The organism is Shimia sp. CNT1-13L.2 (assembly GCF_024331145.1).
Classification (GTDB): domain Bacteria; phylum Pseudomonadota; class Alphaproteobacteria; order Rhodobacterales; family Rhodobacteraceae; genus Shimia.
This window is the reverse complement of the sequence record NZ_JANDJO010000014.1, coordinates 12,862-35,038: the sequence shown is the minus strand read 5'-3', so window position 1 is coordinate 35,038 and position 22,177 is coordinate 12,862. Positions and strand designations below refer to the sequence as shown.

The 22,177-nt window shown below is 59.3% G+C and carries 21 protein-coding genes; 4 read left to right on the top strand and 17 right to left on the bottom strand.

The features are described 5' to 3' along the window. Window positions 1-26 precede the first annotated feature (26 nt). From NNA36_RS19005 to NNA36_RS18990, 4 genes are all read right to left on the bottom strand, one after another. Window positions 27-788, bottom strand: coding sequence for an ABC transporter permease (locus NNA36_RS19005; RefSeq protein WP_255110047.1), 762 nt, complete (start codon window positions 786-788; stop codon window positions 27-29). Next, on the bottom strand, window positions 785-1,714 hold the full coding sequence (locus NNA36_RS19000; RefSeq protein WP_255110045.1) for an ABC transporter ATP-binding protein: 930 nt from the start codon (window positions 1,712-1,714) through the stop codon (window positions 785-787). Before NNA36_RS19000 ends, NNA36_RS19005 begins: the two co-directional genes overlap by 4 nt. A 93-nt stretch (window positions 1,715-1,807) precedes the next feature. Continuing rightward, entirely contained in the window at window positions 1,808-2,329 is a 522-nt protein-coding gene (locus NNA36_RS18995) for a CoxG family protein (protein ID WP_255110043.1), read from the bottom strand. A gap of 60 nt (window positions 2,330-2,389) precedes the next feature. Next, window positions 2,390-5,602, bottom strand: coding sequence for a reductive dehalogenase (locus NNA36_RS18990; RefSeq protein WP_255110041.1), 3,213 nt, complete (start codon window positions 5,600-5,602; stop codon window positions 2,390-2,392). A 70-nt stretch (window positions 5,603-5,672) separates the two neighbouring features. Between NNA36_RS18990 and NNA36_RS18985 the strand changes: the two genes are divergently transcribed. Then, complete coding sequence (locus NNA36_RS18985) at window positions 5,673-6,461, top strand: helix-turn-helix transcriptional regulator (protein ID WP_255110039.1); 789 nt, start codon at window positions 5,673-5,675, stop codon at window positions 6,459-6,461. A gap of 2 nt (window positions 6,462-6,463) precedes the next feature. On the opposite strand, the gene NNA36_RS18980 is transcribed toward NNA36_RS18985, so the two are convergent. Genes NNA36_RS18980 through NNA36_RS18950 form a run of 7 tightly spaced genes read right to left on the bottom strand, consistent with a single transcriptional unit; the run spans window position 6,464 to window position 12,600 of the window. Continuing rightward, window positions 6,464-7,177, bottom strand: coding sequence for an SDR family oxidoreductase (locus tag NNA36_RS18980; RefSeq protein WP_255110036.1), 714 nt, complete (start codon window positions 7,175-7,177; stop codon window positions 6,464-6,466). Further along, complete coding sequence (locus NNA36_RS18975) at window positions 7,177-7,722, bottom strand: DUF3833 family protein (RefSeq protein ID WP_255110034.1); 546 nt, start codon at window positions 7,720-7,722, stop codon at window positions 7,177-7,179. The genes NNA36_RS18980 and NNA36_RS18975 overlap by 1 nt, the downstream gene beginning before the upstream one ends. Then, the gene (locus tag NNA36_RS18970; protein ID WP_255110032.1) at window positions 7,719-8,921 is read right to left on the bottom strand and encodes an MFS transporter; all 1,203 of its coding nucleotides are present in this window, start codon (window positions 8,919-8,921) and stop codon (window positions 7,719-7,721) included. Before NNA36_RS18970 ends, NNA36_RS18975 begins: the two co-directional genes overlap by 4 nt. Next, the gene (locus NNA36_RS18965; protein ID WP_255110029.1) at window positions 8,921-9,412 is read right to left on the bottom strand and encodes a chalcone isomerase family protein; all 492 of its coding nucleotides are present in this window, start codon (window positions 9,410-9,412) and stop codon (window positions 8,921-8,923) included. Before NNA36_RS18965 ends, NNA36_RS18970 begins: the two co-directional genes overlap by 1 nt. Window positions 9,413-9,422: 10 nt before the next feature. After that, entirely contained in the window at window positions 9,423-10,571 is a 1,149-nt protein-coding gene (locus tag NNA36_RS18960) for a cyclopropane-fatty-acyl-phospholipid synthase family protein (protein ID WP_255110028.1), read from the bottom strand. Beyond that, window positions 10,565-11,314 carry a DUF1365 domain-containing protein gene (locus NNA36_RS18955; protein WP_255110026.1) on the bottom strand — a complete coding sequence of 250 codons (750 nt, stop codon included), beginning with the start codon at window positions 11,312-11,314 and terminating at the stop codon, window positions 10,565-10,567. The genes NNA36_RS18960 and NNA36_RS18955 overlap by 7 nt, the downstream gene beginning before the upstream one ends. Further along, a complete protein-coding gene (locus tag NNA36_RS18950; RefSeq protein WP_255110024.1) occupies window positions 11,311-12,600 on the bottom strand; it encodes an NAD(P)/FAD-dependent oxidoreductase in 1,290 nt (429 codons plus the stop codon). The genes NNA36_RS18955 and NNA36_RS18950 overlap by 4 nt, the downstream gene beginning before the upstream one ends. Before the next feature lie 208 nt (window positions 12,601-12,808). On the opposite strand from NNA36_RS18950, the gene NNA36_RS18945 reads away from it, so the two are divergent. Continuing rightward, window positions 12,809-13,327, top strand: a complete 519-nt coding sequence (locus NNA36_RS18945; protein ID WP_255110093.1) for a sigma-70 family RNA polymerase sigma factor — start codon at window positions 12,809-12,811, stop codon at window positions 13,325-13,327. Then, complete coding sequence (locus NNA36_RS18940) at window positions 13,327-13,962, top strand: ChrR family anti-sigma-E factor (protein WP_255110023.1); 636 nt, start codon at window positions 13,327-13,329, stop codon at window positions 13,960-13,962. The genes NNA36_RS18945 and NNA36_RS18940 overlap by 1 nt, the downstream gene beginning before the upstream one ends. Window positions 13,963-13,998: 36 nt before the next feature. On the opposite strand, the gene NNA36_RS18935 is transcribed toward NNA36_RS18940, so the two are convergent. The 5 genes from NNA36_RS18935 to NNA36_RS18915 are packed head-to-tail and all read right to left on the bottom strand — an operon-like array spanning window position 13,999 to window position 19,692. Then, entirely contained in the window at window positions 13,999-15,009 is a 1,011-nt protein-coding gene (locus NNA36_RS18935; protein WP_255110021.1) for an Ldh family oxidoreductase, read from the bottom strand. Between the two features lie 12 nt (window positions 15,010-15,021). After that, window positions 15,022-15,591: a DUF3726 domain-containing protein gene (locus NNA36_RS18930; protein WP_255110019.1), complete on the bottom strand. Its 570-nt coding sequence runs from the start codon at window positions 15,589-15,591 to the stop codon at window positions 15,022-15,024. Further along, window positions 15,588-17,276, bottom strand: coding sequence for a hypothetical protein (locus tag NNA36_RS18925; protein WP_255110017.1), 1,689 nt, complete (start codon window positions 17,274-17,276; stop codon window positions 15,588-15,590). The genes NNA36_RS18930 and NNA36_RS18925 overlap by 4 nt, the downstream gene beginning before the upstream one ends. A 5-nt stretch (window positions 17,277-17,281) precedes the next feature. Beyond that, the gene (locus tag NNA36_RS18920; protein ID WP_255110015.1) at window positions 17,282-18,256 is read right to left on the bottom strand and encodes a membrane dipeptidase; all 975 of its coding nucleotides are present in this window, start codon (window positions 18,254-18,256) and stop codon (window positions 17,282-17,284) included. Further along, entirely contained in the window at window positions 18,256-19,692 is a 1,437-nt protein-coding gene (locus tag NNA36_RS18915; protein ID WP_255110091.1) for an aldehyde dehydrogenase family protein, read from the bottom strand. The genes NNA36_RS18920 and NNA36_RS18915 overlap by 1 nt, the downstream gene beginning before the upstream one ends. A 106-nt stretch (window positions 19,693-19,798) precedes the next feature. Here NNA36_RS18915 and NNA36_RS18910 point away from each other — a divergent pair, with 106 nt between their 5' ends. Continuing rightward, window positions 19,799-20,683 carry a LysR family transcriptional regulator gene (locus NNA36_RS18910; protein ID WP_255110013.1) on the top strand — a complete coding sequence of 295 codons (885 nt, stop codon included), beginning with the start codon at window positions 19,799-19,801 and terminating at the stop codon, window positions 20,681-20,683. Window positions 20,684-20,713: 30 nt separating this feature from the next. Here the strand turns inward: NNA36_RS18910 and NNA36_RS18905 are convergent, their stop codons facing one another. Next, entirely contained in the window at window positions 20,714-22,177 is a 1,464-nt protein-coding gene (locus tag NNA36_RS18905; RefSeq protein ID WP_255110011.1) for an aldehyde dehydrogenase, read from the bottom strand.

The following is a 22,177-nucleotide window of genomic DNA, read 5'->3' as shown; positions in this document are numbered from 1 at the left end:
TCGTGATACGCATATCGCGACGTCACTTACGACCGGATGCGCCATCCCGTCCGGAAGATCCACCAAATCGCGGCAAGGCAAAGCGCCGTGAATCCCGCAATCGCCAGAAGGCTCAGGCCGATGGGTACATCCGCCAGCCCGAAAAACGCCCACCGGAACCCTGAAATCAGGTAGACCACCGGATTGAAGAGCGTGATCGTCTGCCAGATCGGCGGCAGCATCGAGATCGAGTAGAACGACCCACCAAGGAAAACGAGCGGGGTCACAACCAGCAGCGGGATCAACTGCAGCTGTTCAAAGTTCTGCGCCCAGATTCCGATGATAAAGCCGAACAGGGCAAAACTCAGACAGGTCAGGACAAGGAAAGCGACCATTGCAATCGGATGCTGGATTTCGAGATCGACGAACAATGAGGCCGTCCCAAGGATTACCACGCCAATGAAAAGAGCCTTGGTCGCCGCCGCACCAACAAACCCGAGGACAATTTCAAGAAAGTTAACCGGCGCTGACAACAGCTCGTAGATCGTCCCGATGAACTTTGGAAAATAGATCCCGAAAGAGGCGTTCGAAATGGCTTGGGTGATCACCGACAGCATGATCAGCCCCGGTACGATGAACGCACCATAGCTCACACCTTCGACCTCCTGGATACGGCTGCCGATGGCTGCACCAAAGACGACAAAGTAAAGCGACGTCGAGATCACCGGTGAAATGAAAGACTGTGCCAATGTACGGAAGAACCGCGCCATCTCGGTCACGTAGATGGCTTTGATCGCGGACCAGTTCATGCCGCATCCTCCTTGACCAGAGACACGAAGATTTCCTCAAGGCTGCTTTCTTCGGTTCGCAAATCCCGCATCACCAGACCGGCGGCGGCAATGTCATTCAACAGCGCCGTAATGCCTGTCCGCTCGCCCCTCGTGTCATAGGCATAGTGCAGCACATCTCCGCCCTCGCCCAAGCTAAGTCCATGCGAGGCCAAGGCCTCGGGAACCTCTGCAATCGGCGTTTGCAATTCGATCTGCAGGTGCTTCTGACCAAACCGCGCCATAAGCGAGGCCTTTTCTTCGATCAGCAGCAGTTCACCCTTGTTGATGACGCCGACACGGTCTGCAATCGCCTCGGCTTCTTCGATGTAGTGGGTGGTCAGGATGATCGTCACGCCATCGGCCTTGAGGTCCGCCACGACATCCCACATGTCCTTGCGCAGTTCCACGTCGACACCCGCAGTCGGCTCATCAAGAAACAGAACGCGCGGCTCGTGCGCCAGCGCCTTGGCGATCAAGACGCGGCGCTTCATCCCGCCGGACAATTCCATCGTGCGCGAGTCGCGTTTGTCCCAAAGGGACAGCTGTTTCAAGAGCTTCTCGATGTAGGCATCGTCACGCGTTTTGCCAAAGAGACCCCGGGAAAAACGCACTGTATCAATCACCTTGGTGAAGGGTTCGAGATTGATTTCCTGCGGAACGAGGCCAATCAAGCGGCGCGCCTGGCGATACTCGCGCACCACGTCATGCCCGCCGACCCTGATCACGCCACCACCCGGATTGGTGATTCCGCAGACGGTCGAAATCAATGTCGTCTTGCCGGCTCCATTCGGCCCCAGAAGGGCGAGAATCTCGCCCTCCTCAATGGCAAGTGATACGCCCTTGAGCGCTTCGAACCCGCCTGCATAGACCTTGCGCAGGCCTTCAATCTCTACAATCGCTGACATCGCACCCCTCCTGTTCGCCGCCCCATAGGATAGCAACGTATCAGAAGGATCAAACCGATATTTCGAGAGGACGGTCTGTGCGCGCCTGCAGGATCAGCCGCCGGTCAGGCGTTTGACCCAACCCTTCTTTTCCTCTGGCGCGTCCGCCTCGGTGTCATCGTCCTCGGGCTCTGCCGGACCTTCCAGCGTTTCCTGAAGGTTGGCAAAGAACTGATCCGCCATCTTCTTGGCAAATCCGTCGATCAGGCGGCTTCCAAGCTGGGCGAGTTTACCGCCTACCTTGGCATCCACTTCGTATTCCAGAAGCGTTCCGCCTTCGGTTTCAGACAGCTTCACATCCGCGCCCCCCTTGGCAAATCCGGCGGCACCGCCCTTGCCTTCGCCCGACAGCGTCAAACTCTGGTGCTCCACCAGATCGGACAGAGAGACATGCCCTTTGAACGTCGCTTTCACCGGGCCAACTTTCTGAACGACCGTGGCATCAAAGCCATCTTCCGCGTTGCCCGTCACCTCCTTTGCGCCGGGAACGCAGGCAAGCAAAGTGTCGGCACTCAGAAGGGCCGCCCAAACCTCGGACACTGGCGCGGCAATCTCGCGCTGATCGCTCATGTGCATGAAACTGTTTCCTCTCTCCTGTTGGTGAACAAGTTAGGCAGCTTCAGGCGCAAGGTCCAGTCACAGGTCCAATTCAATAACGCCATCCGGCTCGGCAGCGCGGCTCTGGCAGGTGATGATCGTCGTTTCACGTTGCTTGTTCGACAGCACGAAATCCCGATGTTCTACCTCGCCCGACAGCACCCCGCACTTGCACACCCCACAAATGCCGTCCGAACATTTGACGTCCACATGGATACCATTCTCAAGCAGGACATCCGACAACAGCTTGTCCGCCGGTACATGCAGCTCCTTGCCCGACTTCGCCAGCTTTGCCGTGAACGGATGGTTTTCGTACTCCGGCTGTTCAGGCGCACTGAAGTACTCAAGATGGCACGCCTCTTCCGGGAAGCCCTGCCGCTGGGCCGCAGCCATGACACCCTCCATGAACCGATCCGGCCCGCAGGTATAGACGTGCCAGCCGCCCCTGTACCCCGCCAATACCTGATCCAGATCGGCACGGGTGCCCTGATCCGAAAAGTGAAGCTGCACGCGATCCGCCCAGGGCACGCCAGCAAGATCATCCAGATACCCTGCCCCGTCCTTTCGGCTCGCGGAATAGTGCAGTTCGAAATCCGCCCCCAGCTCATGCAGGCGATGGGCAAAGGCGATCATCGGCGTGATCCCGATACCGCCGCCCATCAGGAAGGTTTTTGTCGCCCCCTCGTCCAATTCAAAGTGATTGATCGGCTTGGAAATGAAAACCTTGCGTCCTTCACTGAAGATCCTGTGCATCAGCAACGATCCGCCCCGCCCTTCATCCTCGCGCAGCACACCGATCTGATACTTGGAACGGTCCGACGGATTTCCCGACATTGAATACTGGCGCAGGAACTCTGGAGCGACCAACACGTCAAGGTGCGCCCCAGCCGTCCACTCGGGCAACTCCGATCCATCGAGGGTCGAAAACTCGTACTTCGTGACGTCTGCCGTCATCTTCTCGGCCTTGCTCAACGCCACGCGGATAACCGGCGCGTCGGCCGCATCCGGAACGGAATAGGTGTGCACGACGCTCATGTCGCCTTTGGCCATCCGCGCGCGATATTCCTGCGACGACACCATCTTTTCGTAGGCCTGAATGCCCGCTTCCCGATCCATCGGAAACGGATAGGGCCAGGGATGCGGAGCTAGCGGCGCCGGATAGACGGCAAGCGTCTGATCTTCGTACTTCAGGTCAAGATCAGTCTGCAGATCGCGTCGGTTCAACGGGTGTTTGGTCGGCCGATAGGAACCATCATCCTGCAACTCGATATCCCACCACCACTTTTTCGTGTCGTTCAGACCACCATTGCCAACCATATCGTCCAACTTGGCCAGCACCGGCGCGGCGGCGGGGATGTTGGAGGCCGCCCATCGGAACGGCGCTTCGGCAAATAGCCCTTCAAGGTTCCACGGGCAGGTTTTCATACAGCGCCCGCACATTGACCCACCTTGCGTGGTGATCCGGTAGGTCGCGCATTTCTGGCTGTCCGACTTCCAGATTTCATAGCCATTGAACATCAGCTTTGGCCCTGCGGTAATCGCTCCGGAGGGGCATTCGCGCGCGCACTTGTTGCAGGACTCGCAAAATGTCTGGAGCCCGAAATCAATCGGCTTGTCATGCACAAGCGGCATGTCGGTCGTCACCGCACCGCTTTTCAGGCGGGGGCCAAGGTAGGGGTTCAGGATCACCTCACCGATACGGCTCACCTCGCCCAAGCCACTGAGAAGCAGGAGAGGCGGCTGCAAGACCTCGCCATCCATGACCGTGTGGGCCTTGGCCTTGTAACCCAGGTTCCGGATTTGCTGGGCGATCACGCCCCCCAGCAGGGAAAACCTAAGGTAAGCCCGCATGGATTGCGCAACGCTGATCCAGTCATCACCGCTTGCGCCTTCCATTGTCTCATAGCCCTGATCGACAATCATGCTGATCGCCTGATCATGCTCGGGCACAATCTCTTCCCCGGTGGCATCATGGCTGTACCACGCCCAGTCGGGGCAGCGGGACAGACCCACCGCATCAACCCCAAGGAAATAGGTGGCCGCCTTCACATTCGCCGCATTGCGCTCTGCATCGGTCGGCCGCTCCACATCCGCACTAGCGCCATCCTGCAAGAGAACAAATGCGCCAAGGGCCCGTCGCTGAGCAAAGCTCGGCGCAGATTTGCGGACGTAGTACCCGCCCTTCGCACTGTCCTGAAGCGCCTTGCCCATATCCCCGAACTGGGCGCGCGCGAACATGTCGGCCCGCTTTGGCACGCGTGCCACGTTGGCTTCGTCGATATAGGTCGTCGGGGTCTCCACGCGTTTCAAACGCTCGAACGGATGCGCCCCTTCGACATAGTTGCGCTTGGAAAAGGGATCACGGTTGAACGCCGCCTTGGCGTGCCCCAGCCCCAGTTTCCAGCCAAGACCGCCCAAAACGCGGCTGGGTTGCTTGGCCATCTCAAGCAACGCCCCGTCATGGCCAAGGTCCATTTCCGTGGTCACCACGGCCACGCTGAACCGACGGCCCAACCAGGGCACCACGGGAACGCCGTCTTCGCAGCTGGCCAATCCGGCGGCGATCGTGAGTTTGTTGAGATCGACGTCACTGGATGTCGCCGTATGCGCCCGCGCATCGAAGCCCAGCAGTCGAATATAGTTCGCAATCACAACCGCGGTTTCGGTTGCACGAATACAACCGCGATGGTCCTGCGCGTCCATGATCCAATCGCTGCCCGGCTCATCGGGTTTCGGATCACGCATATGCTCGTACAGGAACACGATTGCATGTTTGTGCCCCTCAATCGTGGTTGCCGGGGCCTGCATGCTTTCCTTGAGATCGGCCATGATCACGTCAATGCCGCTGGCCAGTGTCTTGGTCTGCCGCGTCTTCAGGGCGTGCGCGAGGCGATCAATATCCGGATTGCGGATCGGTTCTTTCAACAGCGCGGCGTCCGGCAGCGGCCCAATGCCGACCATCGAAGCATCGTTGAAATAGCCAAAGGCCTTCAGGTGATTGGCACGCTCAACCGGATCAGCAGGAATATCTGCGGTCGCCTTGTTCACAAAGCCATCGCGAATGGCATCCATCATCGCCTGGAATTCGCCCATCGCGTTCACGATGCTCTCGGGATTTTCCGGCCGGTGAAAGCTCAAAGGCTCCGAGGCCACCACCTTGTCCATGTCCGGCATCGCCCCTCGCGCAAGCCGCTCAAGAGGATACGGACCAAGGTGTACGGGGCGTTTTCGGGTCGAAAAAATCTGGGACAAGGCGGTGGCTCATGAGTTGTGGCTAGGCGTCTTGACTATCGCATTCCCAAACCTTCAATCTGTCACCCATATGAGTGACACATTCCCTTCTCGCCCCCTGCCTCGTGATGCGACTGCCGCGCTTGCCGCCGCTGTCCCAAGCCCCGCGTTCAGCGCAGCCTTGATGCAATACGTCCGCGACGCCGCTGAAATCGCCAACATCGGGGCCTTCTACGTGTCCGACCTGCGCCGCCCGGAACCCGTTCTTTCAATCTGGGCCGGCGACATGAGCAGCTATTGGTTCAACCGCAACGCCCGAACCATCCTCTCTCACGACAGCCTGAAACAGGACATCCTGCGCCGAATCCAATCCGCCCCCGAACAAGGCCTTGCCATTGAACGCTGGAGACCTCAGCCTGATGACCCTCGCGCACCGATCTACGTACGCGACGAGGTGATCGAACGCATCACCATATCCTCGCGCACGGACAACACCGGCTTTCTGTCGTTCTACCTCCGGGGCAAGGAACACGGCTGGATGGATGAGCAAGAGGTCAACCGACTAAGCGCCATTCTCCCCCTCGCGCACGAACTCATCGGGCTGCGCCACCGCATCATCGGGTCGGAAGCCTTCCACTTTTCCTCGCAACAGCGTGTGTCGGCCCTCAAGGAACGTCAGGTCGGCCAGTTCGCGCGCCTGTCCGATCGCGAAGCCGAAGTCTGTGACATGCTGGTCCAAGGTATCAGCGTCGCCGGCACCGCCGTCGCCCTTGGCATCTCCGACAACTCGGTTCGCACGTTGCGCAAACGTGCCTATACCAAACTGGGGGCTAATTCCGCGATGCAGATCGCAGCCCTTGTCCTGAACGATCTTGCCTAGCGTTAGAACATCGCCCTTACCCACCGATCCGGCAAGAGCCGCATTAGGGGGAACAGCCAGGCAAACGGCCTTGGGAAATCCGTGCGGAACCTGCCACGCTTCATCGCCTTGATCACATGTTTCGCCGCCGCTTCCGGCGTCATGATCTGTGGCATTTTGAACGTGTTCTTGTCGGTAAGCCGCGTGGCAATGAAACCGGGGTTGATGATCTGCACCTCGACACCAGTGTTCTTGAGATCGACATAGAGGTTTTCGGCCAGGTGCATCAGCGCGGCCTTGCTCGCACTATAGCCGATTGCGCCGGGCAAACCGTAATACGCGGACAATGACCCAATCAGCACAACACGCCCTGCGTCGCGGGTAACCATTCCGGCAAGAACATCTGGCAAAACGCGCATTGCCCCAAGAAAGTTCACATCAAAAACTTTCAAGGCGCGCGCACTGTCCCACTTCTGCGCGACCATCGGATCATAGGCCCCTGCGCAGTAGAGAACGATATCGACATCTCCGACCGCCGCGACAGCATCCGTAACAGAGGCATCATCCGTCACATCCAACTCAACCAGCTGCGCACCCTCGATCCCGATGTCTTGTAGACGAGACATGGTCCGCGCCGACAGAACCATCCGGCATCCTTCGGACGCAAGCAACAGGGCAAGGGATCGGCCCAGCCCCTCGCTTGCCCCGATCAGCCAAACGCGTTTGCCCGACAGCATCACTCGACCGGTCGGATCGTGGCGATCAGCTCGGCAACGGTGATCCCGAACTTGCGCATTTGGGAACGATTCATGAGCGTTCCGTTGTCCATCAGATAAAGCCAGTCCGTGACAGACAGCACATGCCCCCCGGCCTCTTCGGTCAATCGAATGCGATAGGTCAGCCGCGCCGCAGATCCCATCTGCTGGCCTTCGACCTTGCCCACGATATCAGGCGCCGTACCCGTGATCTTGCCATCATCCGAGACCGTCAAAGTCCAGCGCCGCTCTTGGGTATTGCCGGTGTCATAAACAAAACTCTCGCCGATCTCGCCCGAATTACCGGTCCAATCGCCCTGCATTTCGGCCACGAACCGCGAGGCAACCTTGCCGCTGGGTCCATAGATCACGCCCTCGCTGATCATCCTCCCGGCCATCGCCTCGCGAATGTCGAGCTTCGGGGAGGTTCCTGCAAAGTCCTGCAACCGGTTCAGGCGAAAGCCACTCCCCGGCCCCCACAAGAGAACCACAACCAACAGTACCGCGAACACAAGCAACAGTTTCATTGCAAAAGCGCCTTTCGAGGAAGGAGAAGAACGAGACCGATCGCCAGGGCCTTGAGGCCAAGCGGAACGACCGCATAGAGGATGGTAAGGGTTTCAATCGCCTCGCGCGAATTCCCCTGATCCGAACGGAAACCGGACGCATCAAGAATGGGCAGGACAAACGCCGCAGCAAGGGCCAGCGCCATCTTGTTGGCAAATGCCCAAAGACCAAACGCCTGTCCGGCCTGCAGCCCGGCGCGGGCAAGAACCCCTGAAAACAGCACAGGCAAAAGCAGGATATCCGCGCCAGCCGCCAGCCCGGAGGCCACACAGATCATGGCAAAACTCAACGACGCGCCCGCAGGAAGATAGGCCGCCCAGACAAAACAGAAGATCGCCAGCGTCATCGCGCCGACCAACACGTTTCGGGCTTCGAAACGTCTCGCCAGCATGGACCAAAGCGCGATGGAAATCCCCGCGGCGACAAAGAACAGGATCAGGTAGAGGCCCGACATGCCGGAAAGCTGCAGGGCATCTTCCACAAAGAACAGGAACAGCGTCGAGGTGATCGCAACAGGCAGGCTATTCACCAAAGCCAGCCCAAGAAGCCACATCCCACCTGAGGCCGCAAACCGCGACCAGTTCAGCTTGGCTTGGCGCTCGGCCTGAAGCCGCCAGATCGGCGCGGCGGCGACACCGGCCACCAGAACGATCACCATCAAAACGAACCCGAACACCGTGTAGCCAAAGAGGCTCGGCAACACGGCGGCCACCACGATCCCCCCAAGGGTGCCAATCTCGCGCCAGGTGCCCACCTTCACGAGGTCTTCGGCTCTGTCACTCTCTGCCAAAGCGCGGGTCTGACTGTAGAAAAGGATCGCGGCGAGGCTATAGCTGGTGAAAACAAGAACCAGTACCAGCACAAGCCACGTCACCGCATCAACAAGCGGTGGCGCGGAAAACAGCGCCAGAAACCCGAGGCCAAGCCCGATGGTCGCCACCCAGGCAAACCGCGATCGCAATCGGGGCCAGCGATCCACCATCCACCCCAAGGCGGGGTCTTGTACGAAATCCAGAATCCGTATCCCGATCAGCACCGCGCCCACCACGGACAGCGACAAGCCGAGTTCGACCTCGGCATATCGCGGCAAGTGGATATAGAGCGGAAGCCCTGCCGCAGCGAGCGCCATCGCGTAAAGGGAGACAGAGGCGTTGGCCATCAAGAACCTCGAAGGCGCTCGGAAAGACGGGGGTTGCGACTGTTGGGCGAAAGCCAGATATCAAGGAAGCGCCCCCGAATATCAGGGTGCGATAGGCTGCAGGTCTGTCGCCCGTTCAGATAGAACTTGATCTGATCCGCCTTCGGGGCCAGCGCAAGAAACTGGTCTGTCCTTCCAACCGCAGCAAAGCAATTGCCCAGCTTGCGACGCAGGACTTCATGGTCTGCCTGCGCGTTCTCCAGCCGCACGAGTTCCTTGATCGTCGCGCCCACCAGCTCCTCTCGCGAGAACTCTACGTTGTAGCGCAAACGCAGCGCCGCAGCGCTCCCACGCTTGTAGGGTGCGCCGTTTGGCGTGAACAGCTCTGCATCATAAACCTTCACCCCGAACCATCGAAGCGTTGCCTGTCCGGCAAGCTGCGCCTGGTTAATCCCCGGCATGGTCGATGCGTCCGCTCTTGCGACAGAAGCGATACAAATCAGGACGGCCAAAAGTAGTGCTCTATGCATGACATAACTCCACTTGAACGACATCGGTCTGTTTCACCGCAAAGGATGCGGCGCAGATTTCGAGGTAAAAATGCCAGTTGCGCAGGAATTTCTGGTCGTAGCCCAGTCTGAGGATTTTCTGCTCCTGCGCCTTGATACGCTGAGACCACATCCGGCAGGTCTGGGCATAGCTGTCGCCAAAGGCAAAGCTCTCGACAACCTTCAGGCCCGCTTTTCGCGCCTGTCCGGCAATCACTCCATCGGACAAGAGCATCCCTCCGGGGAAAGTGTAGTGGCGAATGAAATCCGAACCCCGTCGGTAAATGTCGAAATACACATCGGGAACCGTAATCGCCTGCACAACGGCGCGGCCGCCTTCGGCCAGACGCGCGTTCAGCATGTTGAAATAGTCCGGCCAATACCGCTCGCCGACCGCCTCAACCATTTCGATCGAAACGATGCTGTCAAACTTGCCCTGGGTCGCTCGATAGTCCTGCAACTGGATCAGCGCCCGACCATCAAGGCGCGCATCCGCATATCCTTTTTGGCTTGGCGAAATGGTGATGCCGGTCACGTCCCGTCCCTGCTCAGCGGCGCGTTCCGCGAAACCGCCCCAGCCACAGCCCACTTCAAGAACCCGCTCCCCCTGTGCACGCTGCAAGATGCGGTCGTACTTGCGCAGCTGCCCGCGTTGAAGATCTGCATCCCCATCGGCAAACAACGCCGAGGAATAGGTCATGCTGTCATCAAGCCACAGCTGGTAGAACTCATTGCCCACATCATAATGCGCCCGGATGTTGCGCGAGGCGCCCCTGCGCGAATTGGCGCGCAGCAGGCGGTCGACGAGGCGGAATTTCACACGGTTCCAGAACCCCGGATAGGCGTATTCCGACAACTCATCCAGATTGTTGAGCGCCACCGTCGTCACATCCTCGATCGACGGGGTATCCCACAAACCCGCGACATAGGTCTCGCCAAGGCCGATATCACCGCGCGCCGCCATTGCCGTTACAACCGCCCAGTCATGGATCACCATCTCTGCATGCGGGGTACCTTCCCCGAATTCATGCACCTCTCCTTCGGGCGTCAGAATACGAAGCGAGCCCTTTCGAATGCGCTGACAGCTTTCGAGAAAGTCGTGTTTTACGCGTTTGCTCAGCATCCGCTGATCTCCTCTGTTGGGGGAACCGGACGCGTTCTATAGCGCGCGCCCTTGAATTTCAGTTTGAGGGCCTGCCAGTAGATCAACGCAACAACACGTATCGTGCCAAACGGCCGGCGGATCGCGGCACTCATCAGCGAGGCACTTGAGGCAGGTTTAAGCGATCCGACCAGTGTCGCGATCAAACCTTCTTCGCCATTGTCATGCTGGATGCGAATGGCGACCTTGGATCGGGTCACATCAAAGTGGAACACATAAGTTCCGGCGATGTCCTGAAACGGCGAGACGTGGAAAATCTTCTTTGCCTCGATCCTGTCATTTCCCTTCATGGGAGCAAAACCCGGCAAATGGCAGAGATAGCTGTGCCGGTCCCCAAAGGTGTTGTTCACCTCGGCAATGACCGCCACAAGAGCCGCACCGCGAAACGCCATCCAAAAGCTGACCGGATTGAAGTTGTGCCCAAGAAAACTGGGCTGGGTCAGCAAGCGGATATCGCAGGTCTCGAGCCCCGCGCGTTCGAACACCTCGCGCGCCCAAGCAACCCCTTTGCCCTTCTTCCGTTCACCGCCATGCAGGCGATCATGAACCGCATAAAGGTTGAACCTGTTCCGCGAAAAAACCACAGGACCAGCCGTCTCGTCCGGATCAATCATCACGAAATCAACGCCATAGCGAAAAGCATTGTCGATCCCCCCCTTGCGGGCATGGGTTGTTGACCCTTTCATGTGAAGCGGGCGGTTCATGCGGGCTGGCCTTCGAATTGCAGCCCCATCTGACGCACGACGCGCATGGCACTGGCATAGCCATCCTCGTGGAAACCATGACGCAGCCAGGCGCCAGCAAACCACGTCCGGTTCTGGCCCTGCATGGTCTTGATCCGCTCCTGGGCATCCAATGCCGCCTTGTCGAACACCGGGTGGCGGAACACCCGTGTTTCATAAATCTTGTTTTTCGCAATGGGCTGGGCCGGATTCAGCGTGACCAGAAGAAGATCATCCTCCGGCAGGTTCTGAAGCCGGTTCATCCAATAGGTCACGCCAATGGCTGTCTGCGGGAACCGCGTGTCCGCCTTGTAAACCCAGCTCGCCCAACACGCCTTGCGCCGCGGCATCTGTGTCGGATCGCAATGCAGGATCACCTCGTTATCCTGATACCGCACATCGCCCAGCGCCGAGGTCTCTGCCGGGGTCGGGTCAGAGATAAGCCGCAGTGCCACATCACTGTGGCAGGCAAAGATGACCTGATCGAACCGTTCACTGCGCCCGTCAAAGGACACTTCCACGCCACTCTCGTCCCGCGTCACACCCTGCACCGGCGTGCCCGTGTGGATAACCACACCCAAACCGCGCAAGTGACGCTCAAGGCGTTTGACGTATTCGATACTGCCGCCATCCACGGTCCACCACTGATGCTGGCCTGTCGCGCTCAACAGGGCATGATTACGGAAAAACCGGACCAGACTACGCGCCGGAAAGGCTTCGATCCCGTTCGGCGGTGTCGACCAGATGGCCCCGCAAATCGGCATCAGGTAATATTCCTTGAACCAGTCCCCAAGACCCAACTCTTTCATCAGGTCCCCAACGCTGACTTCATCCGTGGCGGCCGCGTCTTCCGCCCGTGCGTTGAAGGCAAAGATGTCCCTCACCATCCGATAAAAGCCCGGGCGTCCAAGGTTGCGTTTCTGCCCAACCAGCGCGCCGGCACTTTGCAGACCGTATTCAACCCGCCCGTCATCGATGGTCGCACCAAAGCTCATGTTGCTGCGCACGACCGGCACCTCAAGATCGCGGAACATGCGGGTCAGGTGCGGATAGTTGGCATAGTTGAAAACGATGAAACCCATATCCACCGGAACATCACCGTTGCGCCCTGCAAGAACGGTATGCGCATGCCCCCCAAGACGGTCTTCTGACTCAAACAGGGTGACACTTGCACCCGGCGTCAGCTCGTAAGCTGCCGAAAGGCCGGAAATTCCGCCTCCGATTACGGCAATACGCTGTGGTGAAGGAGGCGCGGCATCAAAGGACATTGCGAAAACCCTGTAGTTGTTTGAGAGTGTTACGAGATAAAAAGCACATCGGATCAAATAAAGTGATCCAAAAATCTGGCGGCGTCGTAGTCGTCATATGTTCGTGCTGGATGATCATAGGATTGCGGGCCCCAAGATCGGGGCGGAAAGGACTGTGTCCCGCGTGGCGGAACCATCTCGCCCTGAATTTTCCGAGCAAACGGTCTGGATGATCGCGGTGCGTTCGAACCGCGACAAACGGGCATTTGCCAAGCTGTTCGACTACTACGCTCCGCGGATCAAGGCCGTCCTGATGCGGTCTGGCGCATCCTCGGCCATGGCCGAGGATATCGTTCAGGACACCATGCTCACCGTTTGGCGCAAAGCAGATCAGTTCGACCCGCATCGTGCCCAGGTTTCGGGCTGGGTGTTCCAGATCGCCCGCAACCGCCAGATCGACATCATCAGGAAGGAACGGCGCCCGGTCCCAGAGGAGCTCGCGCCGGCAGAAGAAACCGAAGTAGACGCCGCGCATATCGTTGCTTTGGAACAGGAAACACAACAACTCCGCAGTGCTCTCGAAAAATTGTCTCCCAACCAGAGACAAATGCTCGAAAAGGCCTATCTGGGCGAATTAAGCCATACGGAAATCCAGGCAGAAACAGGAATGCCGCTTGGCACTATCAAATCGAGAATAAGGCTCGGGCTGGAACGTCTCCGGCACGAGTTGAAAGGAAACCGCAGCTAATGAAACGCATCAATCATCACGTCTCTGAGGAGCTCTTGGTAGCCTACGCCGCTGGTGCGTTGCCCTACCCTTTTGCCCTCGTGGTCGCGACGCATCTGTCGATGTGCGATGAATGCCGCGTCCGTCTTGCCGCTCATGAAACCATGGCCGGCCTCATCGTGGAAGAAACAGCCGCCATGGATGTCGATCCCGGCCTCAAGTCACGTGTGCTTGCCATGCTTGACGAACCGGCCCCGATTGCACCGCCCGTTCAGGGCGCAGGCATCTTCCCCGCCCCCCTGTTCGAGGCGCTGAATTTCGAGCCGCCCCGCTGGAAACACCTCGGTTTCGGATCACGCCAGTCGATCTTGTCGGACGACAACAAGGGGTCGGTGCGGCTGCTCTACATTCCGGCCGGTCAGGCCGTGCCGGATCACGGCCACAATGGTCTGGAACTGACACTGGTCCTGCAAGGCGCGTTCAGCGACTCCACCGGCCGTTTCGGTGTCGGGGATCTGGAAATCGCCAATGACGATCTGGAGCACACACCGATTGCAGAAGAAGGCGAGGCCTGTATCTGCCTTGCGGCAACAGACGCGTCTTTGCGCTTCAACAGCCTGATCCCGCGCCTGCTTCAGCCCATTCTCAAGATCTGAGCGCCGCAGCTCCCTGCGGCGCACCCTCTTTGGTTATCACCCCAAAAGGGCTTCGATCTTAGCCAGCGTTGCAACGTTCACGGCCACACCGTCGTCCGCAGATTTGACACGCTTGGACCGGCGACCGTCGCCGGGAAGATGCGCACCATCCTGATCGTGAATGGCCGCCACCAGATCGCGCATGCGCGCCGCAAAATCGCCACCCGAAGTGGCTCCCGGATCAATCGCAAGGAAGAACTGTCCGGTCTTCGGCGGCCCACCCGCCGTGCCCGAAAACGGCGAGGCGTGAATGCCCAGGGTCGCCCCCGTCATCGCGGCCGCCATCATCTCGGTCATCAGGGCAACACCCACCCCCTTGTAACCGCCCGAAGGCGCCATCGATCCCTTGAGGCCAACCTCGGGATCGGTGGTCGGATTGCCCTCCGCGTCCAGCGCCCACCCCTCGGGAATGGGCTGACCTTCGCGCGCGTGTTTCATCACCTCTGACTTGGCAATGGTGCTGGCGCTTTGGTCAATCAGCACAGCCGGCTGCCCATCTTCTCCGGGTGCTGCAATCGAAAACGGATTGGTGCCCACAACCGGCTTCGCACCACCCGACGGGGCAATGGATGCAGGCGCGTTTGTAAACCCGATCCCCATCAGACCCGCCTGCGCGAGACGATAAGTGTGATAGCCGAGAACCCCGCAGTTATAGCTGTTGCGAATGGCTAGGGCGGCAACGCCTTGCTCGCGGGCCAGCGGGATCAAGGCATCGAACCCCTTGTCGATCGCAGCATGCGCAAATCCGGTCGCCGCATCGACGCTCACGACACCGGGACGGGGACGTTCGACAACTGGCACAGCCGCGCCATCAACCTTGCCGCACTGCACGTGCTCGCAATAGATCGGGATATAGGCCAGCCCGTGGCTTGCAACGCCATCCGCCTCGGTCGCGGCGGTGGCCACGGCCAGCGGGCGGGCGTTCTCTTCGGTCGTGCCAACCGCCATCAGGGCGCGCAGCGACAGGTCTTCGATTTCAGCAAGCGTCAGGGTTTTCGTTTCAATCATCGGAACCTCGGATCAATCATTGTCGGAAAGCCCGGCACCCGCTCCAAGGCGGCGGCTTTCCTCTGTGGCAGGGGCATATGTGCGATGGGCCAGCGCATTCAGCGCCTCCCATGCGGCTTTGTCGGGCGTCGCGCGCGTGACCTTGGAGCAAGCAGCCTCAAGCACGCCTCCGAGATGCACAACAAGATCGGCGTTTTTCGGGAACTCTCCCGAAATACTCACCAGCGAACCATCTGTAACAGCCTTGGCCTTGGCACAGGCGACCGTCACCGTCTGTTCGAGTTGCCTTGCCGCCATGGCCGCAAACGGCAATATCATCAAAGGTTCGGCAATCTCTCCAAGGCGCGCATCCGCCTGTTTCAAACCTGCGGCACGGTCGGATAGCGCGGCCCCTTGGCTGATCGTAGACACCGGCTTTGTCTCGCCCTGAAGGACCGCAGCCAAAACCGACACCCCGTCAAGGCCCTGCGCACAAAGCCACCGTGTCGCCTTTGATGCCTCCTCGGCAAGCCCCCACGGATACCCGGCCCCACGCGTCGCCCGTTTGGCCGTTGCCTCGACTTCGTTCAATGCAAAGCTCATGCCTGACCCTCCGGATAGACCCACAAATCACAGTTCTCGGTCGAGAGTTCCTGCGGATAGGGTGCGCCCGAGTACATGCAGATGCGCACCCAACGATCCGACCTCGGATCGAAATGCGTCGCCCCGAAGAACGAGAGCTTGGCACGCAGCATGTCGATCGGCATGACCTGGGCGGAAATCGTGTTGTCGTGGATTTCACCATAGGGCGCGACGCGGGTAATCTGGGCCCTGCGCACCGTGTGGCGGTGTTCGGGATGTGCCGACAAGAACGCGGCAATCGGCTCTTCAGGTGACCATCCATCCAGAGCCTGCAACGCCATCGCCGCATCCCGCGCTGGCGCAAGCGGCTGTTCATAGTCTGCAATGGTCTCGTCAAACCGCTCACCCAGACGGGGCTCGAGCTTTTCTTCGGATACATACCAGGCACGCGCGCAATTCTCGCGCGCGGCCCAGTCAATTTCCTTGGCCCATCCAAAGCTGTTTTCGATCAGGTCGCGCACTTCGCCAACCGGCATGGCACCGTCAATCACGAAGACGTCCGAGTTGCTGTCGGCCATGCACCCCGACAAACCGTCCACCAATGCCCCATAAGGTTCGAGGATCAACGAGGCCAGACACTCCTGCCCCTCCTCGCTCAAAGCCTCCTGCGCCCATGACACAAGTCCGTCCCACGGCAAACGCCCTGTGAAATCAAAAGCCCCGACCTGCGCTTCCAACGCATCGAGATCGCGTTTCAACTGGGCCAGTTTTTCGATCTGCAAAGGGTGCTCGGACATCCAGCTGTTGACCGAGGTCCGCGTCTTGGCCAGCAAGTCAAGGAAATGCGCGATCTCCTCCCCGGTCGCCTTCTCAACACTCCTGACACGGGAAATCGCCTCCTCCCGCGCCATGATCCAATTATTGAACAGCACTGGATGGTTAACGATGAACGGCGCCATACCAAGACCCGTCGAGTTCCCGATCCCAAGCTGCCGCGCCGTTTCCGGCGCAAGTGACACAGCCGCATCTCCGCCGCGTACCTTTGCCATGTGCTCAACAAGATCACGCACGAACCAGCGGGTCAGGAAAACCGAAAGCATCTCGGCTTGAAAAGGTGCCTGCATCTCTGGTCGATCCGCGATCATCTCGCGATCCGCGGCACCCAGCTTACCCGAGCCATAAACCGCAGTGGTCCGCATCAGGTAGCCAACAGAGCGCAGCATGGCGGCATCGGGTTGTTCCCCGCGCGACAACACATCCACCATATGCTCCCAAAGCCGCACGGACCGGTTGGCCCGCGAAACAGAAATCTCGCGCTCGCTCACCCGCCCCGCTTCCTGCAGCGGCACATTGCCAGACAAGCGGTCGATGTCCGCCTCACTCGGGATGCCGTCAAACAGGGTGAACGTTGCATCCCATGCCGTCGCAATCACCCGATCCGAACGCATTTCGGGCGGCAGATCGTGCGCAAAAGCCACCAGAGAATATGCCCGCTCCGGCCCTTGCGCCGTATAGACCGCACGCCCCACGCCCTTATCATCAACGTCAAACTTGGGGCGCGAAAAGCTCCAGTTCTCTTCCGCCATGCGGCGCGTCAGCACCCGCATGAAACTCAGACGACATTGATGAAGCGACCCCAAACGCGACAGGCGCATGACTGTCTGCGGGTCTCGCCGGGGAATGGATGTCTGCGCGGCACCTTGCATGTAGATTATCCTTGTGGGCCAAAGTTTTCGGCAAAGAACCGATACCAGTTCCCGCCCATGATCCCGGCAACCTCATCTTCGCTCAGGCCGGTCGCGCGCAGCCCCTGCTTGATGTTGCCGAAATGTCGGTTGTCCTCGAACCAGCTTGGCATGTCCGGAAATCCGGGCGCCGATGCCGATCCTTCTCCATAGTCGATTTCCTTGGTCCAGCGACCGACACGCATCCATTCAACGATGCTGTCAGGCTGATCCTGACACAGGTCAGTCCCGATCCCCAAATGCTCGGCCCCGAATTTCTCGGCGGTCCGGGCGATCATCTCGCAAAAGCTCTCCAGCGTGCAATCCGACTTGCCCTTGAGGTGATGCGGATAAACCGAGAACCCCAGCATACCGCCATTTTCCGTCACCGCGCGGATCACATCATCCTTCTTGTTGCGCAGCGCCGGATTCCAGTCATACGGGTTCGCATGGGTGATCGCGATGGGACGTTCTGATGCCTCGGCGGCCTCAATCGTCGAACGATCCCCCGAGTGGCTCATGTCCACCACGAGACCCACCCGGTTCATCTCTTTGACAACCTGCCTGCCCATACGGGTCAGGCCCATGTCTTCGGCCTCGTAACACCCGGTCGCAAGAAGCGACTGGTTGTTATAGGTCAACTGCATGAACCGCGCGCCAAGGGTGTGGAGGATTTCCACAAGGCCAATGTCGTCCTCGATCGGCGAAGGGTTTTGAAAGCCAAAGAAAATCGCCGTACGCCCCGTCTCGCGGGCCTTATCGATGTCGCTGGCCCACTGCCCCTTCATGATCAGATCAGGATACTGTTCGAACCAGCGGTTCCACTTTTCAAAGTTCAGCACCGTTTCCCGAAATGTCTCGTGATAGGCGATGGTGACGTGAACCGCATCCACGCCCCCTTCACGCATCTGACGGAAAATCTTTTCCGACCAATTGGCATATTGCAGGCCATCAATAAGCATTATTCCGGGCTCCCTGCCGAAATATAGGCCGTTTTCACGGTTGTGTAGAATTCGGCTGCCGCCTTACCCTGTTCCCGCGGACCGTACGAGCTGTCACCACGTCCCCCGAACGGCACGTGATAATCCGTGCCCGCCGTCGGCAGGTTAACAGTTACAACGCCGGTTCGTGCATTGCGACGGAAGTGCGTGGCTCGCGCCAAAGACTTGGTCACGATCCCCGAGGTCAGGCCAAAGTTGGTGTCATTCACCGTGGCAAGGGCTTCATCATAGCTGCCGACCTTGATCACGCTAGTCAGCGGCGCAAACATCTCTTCGCGGTTGATGCGCATGTCATTGGTGGTGTTCAGGAAAACCCCCGGCGACATATAGAACCCCTGGTGCGGCATCTCGAGACGCGCGCCGCCACAGGCCAGTTCCGCCCCTTCCGATTTACCCAGATCAACATAGGCAAGGTTTTCATTCAACTGTTGTTCGCTGACCACCGGCCCCATCTGGGTGCCTTCTTCCAAAGCGTGCCCAACTTTCATCGCCTGCGCACCGGCCACCAGCTTTTCGACAAAAGCGTCGTGGATGGCTTCATGCACCACAAGGCGCGAAGAGGCCGTGCATTTCTGCCCCGTCCCACCAAAGGCACCGCCCAGCGCAAGGGAAACAGCCAGATCAAGATCGGCATCGTCCAGCACTGCCAAGGCGTTCTTCGATCCCATTTCCATCTGCACCTTTGTCAGGTTCTGGATCGCGGCAACGGCAATACCCTTGCCCACTGTCACCGACCCCGTAAAGGAAATCGCGTTCACCTTAGGGCTTTCCACCAAACGCTGGCCAATCGCACCGCCCGCGCCCATCACGAGGCTGAACAGGCCCTTCGGTATGTCCTGCCGGTTGATGATTTCGGTCAGCGCAACGGCAGAGGCCGGCGTGACGTTCGCGGGCTTCCAGACCACCGCGTTGCCATAGCAAAGCGCCGGCGCAATCTTCCACGAGGCGGTCGCGGTCGGGAAGTTCCAAGGGCTGATGATAGCCACGGTTCCAACAGCCTCGCGCCGCACGTCGATTTCAATGTCCGGACGAACCGAGTCTGCATTCTCGCCGATCTGGCGCAGGCATTCGGCGGCGTAATAGGTAAAGAATTGACCTGCGCGATAGACCTCGCCCTTGCCCTCGGCCAAAGGCTTACCCTCTTCGCGCGACAACAGCGTGCCAAGTTCTTCGGCCCGCGCCATCATTTCGTTGCCAATCGCATTCAGCACGGCCTGTTTGCGCTCAAGGCCATAGGCAGCCCACTCACGCTGCGCGACCTGGGCTTGATCCAATGTCGCCTCAAGCTGGTCGGGCGTGGCCTGGGCAAACATGCCGATCAGGTCAGTCACGTCAGACGGATTGCGGTTTTCGATCTCGGTGTCGCCTGCCAGCCATTCGCCGGCAATAAGATTCATATGAGTCACGGGAGCTCTCGAATTTGGGAATTTGGCCAATGGTGGACAATTCGAGCCACATCAGTCAAATTCGAATTTCTGTAGCAAACTTCAGAAATTTTGAAACATGGCCATAAAGATCGAAATGCTCCGCTGCTTTTGCGCCGTCGCCAAAGCAGGAAACCTCTCGGATGCCGCCGCCCGCTTGGGGCGCACGCAATCCGCTGTCTCCATGTCGCTCAAGCAACTGGAAGCCAACCTTGGCAGCCCGCTTTTCGAAAGCGAGCGCAAGAACCGCCTGACAGCCCTTGGAGAACAGGTGTTCCAGCTGGGCGAGAAACAGCTCAAACACTTTGACAGTTCGATAAGCGCCATGGAGCTTCTCGCGCAGGCACCGCAGGGTGTGCTGCGTGTGTCCGCCGTACCATCCGTCGCGGCCCTCGCCTTTCCACCTCTGGTGCGGCATCTGACGGCCAATCATCCCGGCCTCAAAATCGAACTGCGCGATGCCGACAGCCCGAGTGTCATCGAGGCGCTTGTACAGGGCTGGGCAGACATCGGGATCGCGTCCACGCACCACGTGTTGAATGGAATTGAGACACTTCCCCTGTCCACAGACAACTATGGGCTGGTTCTGTCCGAAACCCATCCTCTGGCGCAATCAAAGACGCCACTCGCCATTGAAGACATCTTTGGCGCGCCGTTCCTGCGCAACGCCCTCTGCGACCAGATCGAAACTCAGGCCTTTCGCGACCACTTGGGCCAAACAGATGTGACCGTTCACAATACGCAGTCCCTGCTGGCCATGGTTCTTCAGGGGGACTGGGTGACCGTCCTTCCCCAATCCGTATTGGGGCTGGCCCCTTCGGGTCTCGCGTTCCGCCCGATCAGGAACCTGCCCGATGTGAGGCAGGTCTTTCTCTATACACGTGACCAGAGTTCTCACCCCAAGGCCACTCAGGATGCGCGCCAAAAACTGACGGACCTTCTGAACGGAAATCCGGTCGGGTGATACTTAAGGCAAGCCCGTCTGATACACCCTTCACCGCATGACAAATGGATCGGGAATCGGCTCGTCACTGGTGCGCAGCCAAACCGCTTTGACCTTGGTGTAATCCAGCGCGGCCTCGATGCCCCCTTCGCGTCCATGCCCCGAAAGCCCATGCCCGCCAAACGGGGCAATCGGGCTCACCGCACGGTATGTGTTCACCCAGACGATCCCGGCGCGGATGGCGCGGATCATGCGATGCGCCCGGGTCAGATCACGTGTGAACAAACCCGACGCCAGCCCGAATTGCGTATCATTGGCAATCTCGATGGCCTCGGCTTCGTCCTTAAAACTGACCACCGACAGCACAGGTCCAAAAAACTCGTTGCTCAGGCTTGCCGCCTCCGGGGCATCGTCGCAGTCCAGAATGGTCGGCGGGAAATAGAAACCGGGCCGATCCAGCGCAGCGCCCCCCGTGACCAGTGTCGCCCCCTGCTGAACCGACTGATCAATCAGGCGCAGCGCATTCTCCCGCTGCTTCTCGGTACACAAGGGGCCAACTTCTGTTGCCATATCATCAGGTGATCCGATCACCACGGCTTCTGCCTTCTCTTTCAGACGCGACAGAAAGGCATCCTTGATCCCTTCCTGAACAACAAGGCGCGATCCCGATACGCAACTCTGCCCGGTTGCCGCGAAAACTCCTGATACCTGCGCATTCACGGCGCTTTCAAGATCAGCATCGTCAAACACGATGAACGGCGACTTTCCTCCCAGCTCCAAAGAGGTCGAGGCAAGGTTCTCTGCCGAATTCCTCACGATATGCCGCGCTGTTTCCGGCCCTCCTGTAAAGGCCACATGCGCAACTTTCGGATGGCTGGTCAGCGCGGCCCCCGCATCCGGTCCGCCGGTGATAACGTTCAGAACCCCCTTTGGGAAACCCGCTTGGTCGAAAATCCGCGCGAATTCCAGCATCGGCGCAGGCCCCTCTTCCGAGGCTTTCAAAACAACGGTGCACCCCGCTGCCAAGGCTGGTCCGATCTTGACCGCCGAAAGAAACAACTGCGAGTTCCACGGCACCACCGCCGCGACGACACCGATCGGTTCACGCCGCAACCAGACTTCCATGTCCGGCTTGTCGATCGGCAGATGCGCGCCCTCGATCTTGTCCGCCAACCCCGCATAGTAACGATAGTATTCCGCTACATAGGCAATCTGCGCACTGGTTTCGCGGATGATCTTGCCCGTATCCCGCGTTTCCAGCTCGGCGAGGCGGGGCGCGGCTTCGGCAACAAGGTCAGCCAGTCGCATCAACAGCTTACCACGGGCGGTCGCCGTCATCCCGGCCCACTCCGGTGCCAGAAACGCACGTTCCGCCGCCGAAACCGCCCGATCAACATCCTGCGCCGATGCAGCAGGCATCCGCGCCCAAGGCGTACCGGTGGCCGGGTCAAGGCTCTCGAACTGCTGGGCCGCGTCCTCGAATGCCCCACCGATGTACTGCTGAAAGCTCTGCAT